The sequence below is a fragment of the Fodinicola feengrottensis genome (assembly GCF_039530045.1).
Taxonomy (GTDB): Bacteria; Actinomycetota; Actinomycetes; order Mycobacteriales; family HKI-0501; genus Fodinicola; species Fodinicola feengrottensis.
Map to the genome: position 1 here is coordinate 20,363 of NZ_BAAANY010000027.1, position 8,717 is coordinate 29,079.

Genomic DNA, 8,717 nt, shown 5'->3' on the forward strand with positions numbered 1-8,717 from the left:
CTCGACGTCGACACAAACGAGCGAGTCCGTCCCCGCTGATGGGCCTGGTGGTCGGCGACAGGCACGTCCGGCGGCCAATCCAAGGCTACGGTGGCCGTCCGGTGTCGTACGCGTCCTATCGGCTGCCGCTGGACCGGCTGGGCCGCCTTGCTCGGCGAGGCCGGGTTCACCATCACCGCGCGGGTTCTCCAGGACCGGGCGAGCGGGAGAAGCCGCAGAGTGGCTACCTCATGGCTCGCAAACCCACGTAGTTCCTGGGTGCCGCGCACCCAGGAAGATGTGCCCTTCCGGTGCCGCCGCGGATGCCGCAGTCTTGTAGTAACAGAACCGATCCGAGGCGGGAAGACCGAGATGACAACGCGCGCGCAGGTGGAGACTTGGGTCAAGAAGTACATAGAGGCTTGGGAGACGGCAGCGCCGGAGGATATTGAGGCGCTGTTTGCCGAAGGCGCAGAATACCACGAATGGCCGTACGAAACGTCGTGGGTCGGCCGTGCGGAGATTGTGGAGGGCTGGCTCAGCAGGCAACAGTGGCAGGAGGGTGGTTGGAGTTTTGACTGGAAGATTCTGATGATCACTGGTGACACGGCAGCGGTCCGTGGCACCGGTGTCTACAAAAAGCTGGGCACCTTTGAGAATCTTTGGACCGTGACCTTCGACGACGACGGTCGGTGCGTCATGTTTCGCATGTGGAACAACCAAATCTGACTCAGAGTCAGATCAGCGCCAGCAGTGCGTCGGCGCTTTTGCTGCCCGGTTCCGGAGTGCCGACCAGGAGTTGCTGGCCGGGTGCGTCGTGGACATCGAAAGTCTGATAGGTCAGCTCGATCCGGCCGGCTTCCGGATGGACGAACACCTTGAACGCGCGGGTCAGACTGCCGACGCTCTGCTCTTCCCAGAGCGTACGGAAGTCGGCCGAGCTGTCGAGCATCTCGCTGACCAGGCCGCTGATCCCCGGATCTTTGGGGTAATAGCCGGAATTCAACCGTAGAGCATCCACCGAACTGCGCGCCACCATCGTCCACTGAACAAAAACCGCTCGTGCCTGCGGGTGTTCAAAAAGCACCCGGATCATGTTCTGCGTACCGGCGAACGGTGCCAGCAACGCGGACGCGATGGCGTTGGTGGCCAGCACATCAAAGGCAGGACCCAGAACGTACGCAGCCGACGTGGGAAAAGATTCGAGCAGCTGTAGAAGTGACGGGTCCACTCGGTCGCGGGAACTGGCTGGCGCCATGCGCGGGCCGAGCCCAGCCAGCCGGTAGAGATGCCCGCGGGCGTCGCCATCGAGCCGTAGCGCGCGACCGATCGCGTCGATCACCTGGGCGGACGGATTGCGCTCGCGGCCCTGCTCCAGGCGGGCGTAGTAGTCGGCGCTGACGCCGGCGAGCACCGCGACTTCCTCACGCCGCAGCCCGGCGACCCGCCTACTGCCGCCGTCTGGAAGACCCGCCTCGGCAGGCTCCAGACGCGCGCGACTCGCCCGCAGGAACTCGCCCAAACCGTTGCCCATACGTCTATTTTACTGCCGCTGCCGGGATACCGCTTCGGTGCCGATGACCGGCAGCGATTCGAGGCCCCTGATCAACGTACTGAAACGCCAGCGCAGATCCTCTGGCGGAACGGCGAGTGAGATCGACTCGTACCGATCGAGCAATGCATTAAAAGCGATCCGGCCTTCCAACCGAGCGAGCGGAGCGCCGACGCAGAAATGAATGCCATGGCCGAAAGCGAGATGGGTCGCGCTCGTACGCGCGAGGTCGAAGTCGTCGTTCGAAACGTATCGGCGCTCGTCGTGATTGGCGGACTGGAGCGCGATCATCACGACCGCTCCCACCGGGATCGTCACGTCGCCGATTTGTACGCCTTCGCGCGCATATCTGGGAAACGCGGTTCGCAGCGGCGCCTCGTAACGCAGCATTTCCTCAACGGCCGCAGGTACGAGCGAACGATCCGCGCGCAGTGCCGCCCACTGCTCCGGATGGGTCAGTAAAAGGAAAAGACCAGTACCGAGCAGGTTCATGGTCGTTTCGTGGCCGGCAAAAAGCAGCAGCACGACCATCGCGGTGAGCTCCTGATCGGACAGTTGATCGTCATCGTCGCGTACCGAGATCAGGTCCGACAGCAGGTCGTCCTGCGGATCCGCGCGCTTGACCGCTGTCAGCCGCTGAACGTATGCGACCAGCGCCTCGGCCATGTCCTTATAGCGATCCCGCTGGTGCGCGCCGGAGATGATCACGTCCGACCAGTCGCGGAACAGATGCCGATCGCCAGCCGGGATGCCGAGCAGCTCGCAGATCACCTGAAGCGGCAGCGGAAGTGCAAAACTGTCAAGAAGATCCACCTTCTCGCCGGGTTCGATCCGGTCGAGCAGTTCGTCGGCCAGTTTACTGATCCACGGCGCGAGCGCGGCCACTCGCGTCCCGCTGAAAGCCTTCGACACCAACCGCCGCAGCCTGGTGTGATCGGGCGGATCGGCACGGAGCAAGTGCTTGTTCATTGCCGCGTTGACGGCGTCTCCCACCACATCCGCCATCCAGCGCCCGTTGCCCGGATCGTTGCCCAGCGCAGGATTCGCCAACGCCTGCCGTGCTTCCACGTATCGCGTGACCATCCACACCTGATACCCCGGCCGCACCTCCACCGCCGCCGCCGGACCCTCGGCACGCAACGCCGCGTAGATCGGATAGGGATCGCTGACAAGCTCGTCCACCGGCAGTTGACGCGGCACCCACTTTCTCCTCTCACGTGATGCCCCGATCCTGCCGGCGTACTCCCCGATCCGACACCCCCACCGCCAGTCCCTGCCCGAATGGTCCAGCTGCGGCCGGGGGACCCAGTTCGTGAGGTTCCACAGAACCGTGTAGGAAGTCCTTCACGGTTTGCGGGAACCTCAGGATGGCCTTCCCGTCGGCAAGTGGAGTTTGCGCTGGCCCACCAGAAATGTTCGATGCTGCCGGACATATTGCGAGCGAAGACCGGTGTAGCGCGGCCTGGTCAGCGGGCACGTGCTGGCCACGAGGCGAGCCGTTCAGTCGCAAATCGGTGGATCCAGCCGACGGTACGAGTCGGTGCGCAGTGTCGAGGAATCAGCCGCCAATGGTTTTGCCGCGAGCCGGGATGACGTAGATGTTGGGCGGATCGGGTGCCGCGTTCCCGTGCACGCCGTCCTGGCTGACCAGCCACGCTGCGGGCGCCTGCGGGCCGGGGTCCTTCTGGACTTGGACGTTCGCGACGACGCCGTCGGTGGCGGTGCGGCCGAGCCATTCGACGTGGCCGGCACCGACGGCCTGGGTGAAGGTCTGGCCAGTGTCGTTGCTGATCCAGATCTGAGCATCCTCAGGTTGTCCTGGTGCGTACGCGCTGACCAGTAGTGAGCCGTCGGGCCATACTACGCAGCCAGCGAGCCGGCGGTTGGGCAGACCACGGGCTGAAACCTGATCCCAGCTGGTGCCGCCGTCCTTCGAAACGAAAATGCCGCCGATCCGGCCAACCGCGTACGCTGTGCGGCCGTCGAGGCTGTCGACGCTGACGACATCAACGGGAATCTGGTCCACGAGTGTCCAGCTGCGGCCAGCGTTGTGGCTGATCGCCGGGGACGAATGCGAGGCCGCCGGCGTGTCGAGGACATCCTTGTTCACCAGCGTCCACAACGATCCATCAGTGGCTTGTCGCAGGTGACCTGCGGAATTCCACCATGTCCCCAGATTGCTTTCCTCGACGAGCTGCTGCGGCGGCTGGTGAGTGAGCGGCTTCTGCACGCCGCTGCTCGGGTCCTGCGCCGCGACGCTGAGAAATCCGGAGCTCCTGAGATACGTGGTAGTTCGCCAGCCGGCCGGAATCTGGTCGACCGCCGCCCCAAGGGCGGACCGGTGCGTCCAACTTTGCCCTGCGTCAAGGCTGATGTAGTCCCCGCCGATGGTCACCGTCTGCCCGTTGCCAGCGACGGGGCCGGCCGGCTCGCTTGGATTGCCGTCGGAGGTGTTCACCGCATTCGGGATCTCCGCGGGCAGGGTCCACGCCTGCCAGCTGTTCCCGCCGTCGAGCGTCCGCGTCAGCGCGAACTTCCCTTCCTTCGTCCGGGTCAGCGCGTAGGTCCGCCATTCGTCGACTGTCGCGCTCGAGAGCAGCTCCATCCGCTGGTCAGCCGCGATCTTCACACCATGCAGCGGGCCGTGTACGGCCGGCGGTAGCACCGGCGGCGTGCCCGTCGGGGGCGTCCAGGGAGTTGTGGCCGGCGGCAACGAGCGATCGGTGTCGGGCGCCTGGTACGCGGCGAGTGCGACTACGACCACAACCGCGACCGGGGTGAGTACCCAGCCGCCGCGCCTGATCCGGCGCCGCGTACGGCCCTTTCGGTGAATCGACGCGAGATCGGGAAAGGCACCGAACTCGTCGACTTTCTCTCGTACATCAAAGAAATCTGCTGGCGTAGTCATAGTTTATGCACCTGCCTTGGTCAGATCGTCCGCGAGCAGCGAACCGAGGGCGGCACGGCCGCGGGACAGCCGCGATTTGACAGTGCCCTGCGAGACCCCGAGGGTGACCGCGATGTCGACGACCGACAGGTCGGCGATGTAGTGCAGCGCCACCGTCTCGGCCTGCGGGCGCGGCAATCGGCGGATCGCCGCCATCACCGCGACCCGGTCGGGAGACACTCCGTTAACCACCGGATCCGGCTCGGCCGCCCGCCTGAGCAGCAGCGCCAAGTGTTTCGCACGTTTCCAGCGGCTGACCGCGATGTTCCGCGCGACGGTACGCAGCCAAACCTCCGGGCTGTCCGCCGCGAGGATGTTCTCGCGCTTGGAGACGGCCCGTACGAACGCCTCGGCGACCACGTCCTGCGCCTCGGTCATGTTGCCGGTCAACGCGTACATGCTGACCAGCAACCGTCTGTGCGTGTTCCGGAAGATGTGATCGAGGTCCGCGTCCGGTGTCCGGTCGCTCATCCCCCCGCGTGTCGAAATCAGGAGCATTGTCACCAGGGATGACAGATGACCGGACGGTCGGGTTCCAGGCGATCTCAGACGGGCATGTTTGGCCGACATCGCACGATTCCCGGTAGGCCTCTTGACGCGCCCGACAGTAACCCAATATTGGTACGTATCTGTTTCCGTCCTGTCGCCACGGATCGGTGATGTGATGCAGGAACGCCTTGGAGCACCCGCCGGAATCGGCGCGGACCAGCACCTGCCCACGTTCGTCGTCCGGCAACTGGGCCAGCGTCAGATCCAGTGCCTGGATGTGGTCCTGCTTGTCCCACGGCGACGCGCTCCCCGGACGCAACTGCAACACCAAACTTTCCCGGTTCCGTACTCGCCGTGGTCAACGAACGCGCACATCGGCGCGAACCCGAACCCACGTTTGTAGGTGGGCGAAGCCCGTTCCTTGTCCGAATGCGCGGTCACCAATGACGAATCCAGATCCACGATCACCTGCCCGCCATCGCGACTACCAGCACGACCAGCCAGCGGCCGACACCGAGCCCAGACCGCGCGGCGCGCCTGAGCCCGCGCGCAACGCAGCGCGGGCAGCGCCGCGTCGATATCAGCGGCTAATGTGCTGACCAGCCGGGACACCATCGGGTCACTGGCCACGGGACCGAACAACGCAGGTTGAGCCCGCACCACCGCCAGATCGGCCAAGCAGTCACCAGCCAACGCGACCGCGGTGGCGATATCACCCACGATCTTCCCCGGATCATGCGTGGCCCGATGGCCCCGCCATGGCGCCAACGCCGCCGACAACGCCCGCCTGACCCCGGACAACCCGATCGTCTGCCGCAACAACAACCCACCCGCCCAGGACACCAACGACTCGCGAACCGGATCCAAAACCAACCCGCCAACCCTGTTACCCTTTCACCTACGGAGTGCCTTCCAGACGCAGTGACTTGAGACGGCGCAATCCCAAGTTTCCCGCACTGGACAGGCACTTCCGTGCATTTCACGCCGTGTCACCAGCCAACAGACGAAATCCCGAGGCTAGTCCATACGGTCCGACGACTGCGAGCGGCTAACGACGAACGCAGAGAACGGGGGGAACCGGTGGAGATGGACGGGGTACGGTTGGAGTCGGTGGCCGCGAGTTTTCCTATTTGCTGGCGCAAATGCCAGCCGGAGTTACGCGCGGAGGGCACCAAGGCATTGACACCGCTGCAACCGCCGCCGCCGGACTACCAGCCACCCAAGATCACACCGGGACCGCGACCGTTAGGGCCGACCACACGACCCCTTAATGCGCGCAATCGTCGATCTGGAGGGCCGAAACGGTGAAGTCCTATCAACGGCTTAACCCGCCGCTGTCCGTGCGGCTGAGCGCGGCTGGTGCGGCCGTCCAGCGGCGGACAGCGCTCGAGGTTGTGCGCATGGTGGTTGATTGCCTCCTGAGCGAGCGCGTACCCGTGCAGGAGGCGGCGGAGGTGGTGAAAGCGTTAGGTGCTGGCCGTTTCGGCGACTCAACGCTACGCCGCCTCCTGTCGGACGCTCAGGGTGAGGCAGAGGACCGGTATGCGTACCTGCGTGATGAGCGCGACGCGCGGGAAGAGAGCGGCCAGCCGTGGCCGACCGCGATGCAGTACGAGCTGAACAGAAACAGACTCGCCGCGCGTACGAGGTTTTCGCCTGCGCCCTGGATACCGACCCCGACGAGGCCATACAGGAAGCCGCGTACGTGGCGCAAGCCATCCTGACGCCGGAGAGCGTTGAGTGAGGCCCTGATACAGCAAAACTTGGCCGACCAGCACAGAATCGCCAAACACAACAACAAAAAGAGGGCGGTTCGCCGAAAATCGGCGGCCTGCCCAATGCCTTGTCCACACCTTGTCGTCCTAGCAAGATCAACTTCAGGGAAAACTCCCGCTAGGTTCTGGATCTCGTCGTGGCCGAACGGCTTGTCATAGCCCGGAGTCACCCGGCATGACGCTGCCAGTTATACAGGTTGGTGCTGTCACTACTTGAACGTCAGGGGCGAACCGCGCGAGCGCAGTTGTTACGGCTCTGCGGTTGGCGCGCCATCCTTCCATCTGCCGGTAGGCAAACCGGCGGGTACTGTCCGCCGGCCTCCCAGGCGGAGCCATAGCGCGCAAAGGCCGACCGGCGTGGACGTAGCCTGGAGGGACACCGTGGCCGTATCCGATGTCGGTGGCCGTTCGCAGGCCGATGCAACGATAGACGGTCGAGTTTCCCTTGTAGTTTGCCTCCTTCTCTTTGAAGAACTCGACCACGCGGATCTTCGGCCACGGTATCCAGCCCGCGCTTCCGCTGCCGCACGTGTCGGCACCGAAAAAGATGCCCTGCTGGTCGATCGCGAACAGCAGTTCCCGGTGGGCTGCGGCTGCTGTCGCTTGGATGACCTGCCACCAGAGGAGGATGGCGACCGCCAGGAAGAAAGCCATCGTGAGCCAGACCCAGACCGACCGAAACAAATCCCATCCGTCCGTAAGGGCAGCGACCGCTACGAAGAAGCCAAGTAGCCCGGTTGGGGCCATGGCCCTTAGGACCGCCAGGCCTATTCCACGTATCCCCGCGCGCACCACGTACGCGGCAGGCGTCAAATCCGGCTCTACCCTCAGCATGCGACGCACGCTAACCGGCGAGTCTTAAGAGAACCTGTAACCGCACGCCAACCCGGAGGGCCGTGCGACCACCGCGCGACGGGCGTTAATTGTGGTCGGCGGAGGGTCCGGCGTCTTTTGGCGCGGCCGAAAGGTAGGGGTGGGCGTGGGGTGGAGACGCTGATCTGACGAGGTGGTGTGGCGTGAAGGGATCGCGCGGCGGTACCAGTGCCTCGCTGGTGTTAGCTCATAGCGGTCACGTTGTAGGCCGGGCATAATGTCGATGTGCCTTCGACGGATCCGGCGGAGCGAATGAGTTCGTTGCTGCGTACCAAGCAACGCACGGATGGTCTTGCCACGACCGTGCTGGGCGTGATCGGTGAAATCGACATGACGACGGCCGGTGACTTGGGGACGGCGATCGCCGCTGCGCTGGTCGAGCAGCCCGGGAGGCTGATCCTCGATCTGAGCGCGGTCACCTTCCTAGCCTCGGCGGGTTTGAATGTCCTGGTGACGGCCAACAACGAGGCGGCGATGCCGGTCGGGATCGTCGCGTCGGGACCGGCCGTCGTGCGGGCGTTGGAGGTGACTGGATTGGACGGCGTACTGGCTGTCTACTCCACTCTGGCCGAGGCGTTGTCGTCCACCAGGGAGTCCGCACCGCCGGAACGCTGACCGGTGGGTGTCGAGCACGTCGAACGAGGTCGCTGAGTTGCTCAAACCCGGTGTTGTGCACGTCGTGGGCGAGGAAGGTGAGGCCTTCGGGCATCATGTCGATGTCCAGTCCGTGGGTGATCCTCTTGCCCGAGGCCAAGCAGAGCAGAGCATCCTGAGTGTGCGGGCCTGATCGGGGCGGGCTGAGCATCGGGGCCGGTTGGGTGCGCTGATTGTGCTGGCGGCTGCGGGCGGTGAGCCCAACGTGGGTCATCGCCCAACGCCTGGGGTGTGTGCGTGGATACGGCGCGAACCTGGCGACGTCGGTTCGCCGCTGATCGCGTGGGGGGATTGATCGACCGGCCGCGCAGCGGTCGCCCGCCAGTACATGGGGCGGCGGTGCGGGCTGAGGTGGTGGCGTTGGCGGCGCGCTGCCGGGGGCGTGTCATGCCAAGTGTGTAAGCCGGAGGTGTACCAAGATCGACTGGCCTGTTGGTTGGTCGGAAGG

At 64.8% G+C, this 8,717-nt stretch carries 9 protein-coding genes and 1 pseudogene; 4 read left to right on the plus strand and 6 right to left on the minus strand.

The window, feature by feature from the left end:
- Positions 1-351 precede the first annotated feature (351 nt).
- Entirely contained in the window at positions 352-708 is a 357-nt protein-coding gene (locus ABD301_RS30310) for a nuclear transport factor 2 family protein (protein WP_163567037.1), read from the plus strand.
- A 7-nt stretch (positions 709-715) separates the two neighbouring features.
- On the opposite strand, the gene ABD301_RS30315 is transcribed toward ABD301_RS30310, so the two are convergent.
- From ABD301_RS30315 to ABD301_RS30335, 5 genes and pseudogenes are all read right to left on the minus strand, one after another.
- Positions 716-1,513, minus strand: a complete 798-nt coding sequence (locus tag ABD301_RS30315) for a helix-turn-helix transcriptional regulator (RefSeq protein ID WP_344313712.1) — start codon at positions 1,511-1,513, stop codon at positions 716-718.
- Between the two features lie 9 nt (positions 1,514-1,522).
- Positions 1,523-2,731: a cytochrome P450 family protein gene (locus ABD301_RS30320; RefSeq protein WP_344313713.1), complete on the minus strand. Its 1,209-nt coding sequence runs from the start codon at positions 2,729-2,731 to the stop codon at positions 1,523-1,525.
- Between the two features lie 358 nt (positions 2,732-3,089).
- Entirely contained in the window at positions 3,090-4,439 is a 1,350-nt protein-coding gene (locus ABD301_RS30325; RefSeq protein WP_344313715.1) for a WD40/YVTN/BNR-like repeat-containing protein, read from the minus strand.
- A gap of 3 nt (positions 4,440-4,442) precedes the next feature.
- Positions 4,443-4,949, minus strand: a complete 507-nt coding sequence (locus ABD301_RS30330; RefSeq protein WP_163567041.1) for a SigE family RNA polymerase sigma factor — start codon at positions 4,947-4,949, stop codon at positions 4,443-4,445.
- A 181-nt stretch (positions 4,950-5,130) separates the two neighbouring features.
- Positions 5,131-5,840: pseudogene (locus tag ABD301_RS30335) on the minus strand (transposase); the annotation flags it as partial.
- Between the two features lie 718 nt (positions 5,841-6,558).
- Between ABD301_RS30335 and ABD301_RS30340 the strand changes: the two are divergent.
- Positions 6,559-6,711, plus strand: coding sequence for a hypothetical protein (locus ABD301_RS30340; RefSeq protein WP_163567044.1), 153 nt, complete (start codon positions 6,559-6,561; stop codon positions 6,709-6,711).
- A 184-nt stretch (positions 6,712-6,895) separates the two neighbouring features.
- Here ABD301_RS30340 and ABD301_RS30345 read toward each other — a convergent pair whose 3' ends face one another.
- Positions 6,896-7,576 carry a hypothetical protein gene (locus tag ABD301_RS30345; protein ID WP_344313716.1) on the minus strand — a complete coding sequence of 227 codons (681 nt, stop codon included), beginning with the start codon at positions 7,574-7,576 and terminating at the stop codon, positions 6,896-6,898.
- A 264-nt stretch (positions 7,577-7,840) separates the two neighbouring features.
- Here ABD301_RS30345 and ABD301_RS30350 point away from each other — a divergent pair, with 264 nt between their 5' ends.
- Positions 7,841-8,230: an STAS domain-containing protein gene (locus tag ABD301_RS30350; protein ID WP_344313718.1), complete on the plus strand. Its 390-nt coding sequence runs from the start codon at positions 7,841-7,843 to the stop codon at positions 8,228-8,230.
- 276 nt (positions 8,231-8,506) lie between these two features.
- Entirely contained in the window at positions 8,507-8,671 is a 165-nt protein-coding gene (locus tag ABD301_RS42590) for a helix-turn-helix domain-containing protein (RefSeq protein WP_425551998.1), read from the plus strand.
- Positions 8,672-8,717: the final 46 nt, after the last annotated feature.

Coding starts and splice junctions, on each gene's coding strand:
- ABD301_RS30345 (WP_344313716.1), bottom strand. CDS start 7,576: ATGCTGAGGGTAGAGCCGGATTTGACGCCTGCCGCGTACGTGGTGCGC.
- ABD301_RS30330 (WP_163567041.1), bottom strand. CDS start 4,949: ATGAGCGACCGGACACCGGACGCGGACCTCGATCACATCTTCCGGAAC.
- ABD301_RS30310 (WP_163567037.1), top strand. CDS start 352: ATGACAACGCGCGCGCAGGTGGAGACTTGGGTCAAGAAGTACATAGAG.
- ABD301_RS30325 (WP_344313715.1), bottom strand. CDS start 4,439: ATGACTACGCCAGCAGATTTCTTTGATGTACGAGAGAAAGTCGACGAG.
- ABD301_RS30315 (WP_344313712.1), bottom strand. CDS start 1,513: ATGGGCAACGGTTTGGGCGAGTTCCTGCGGGCGAGTCGCGCGCGTCTG.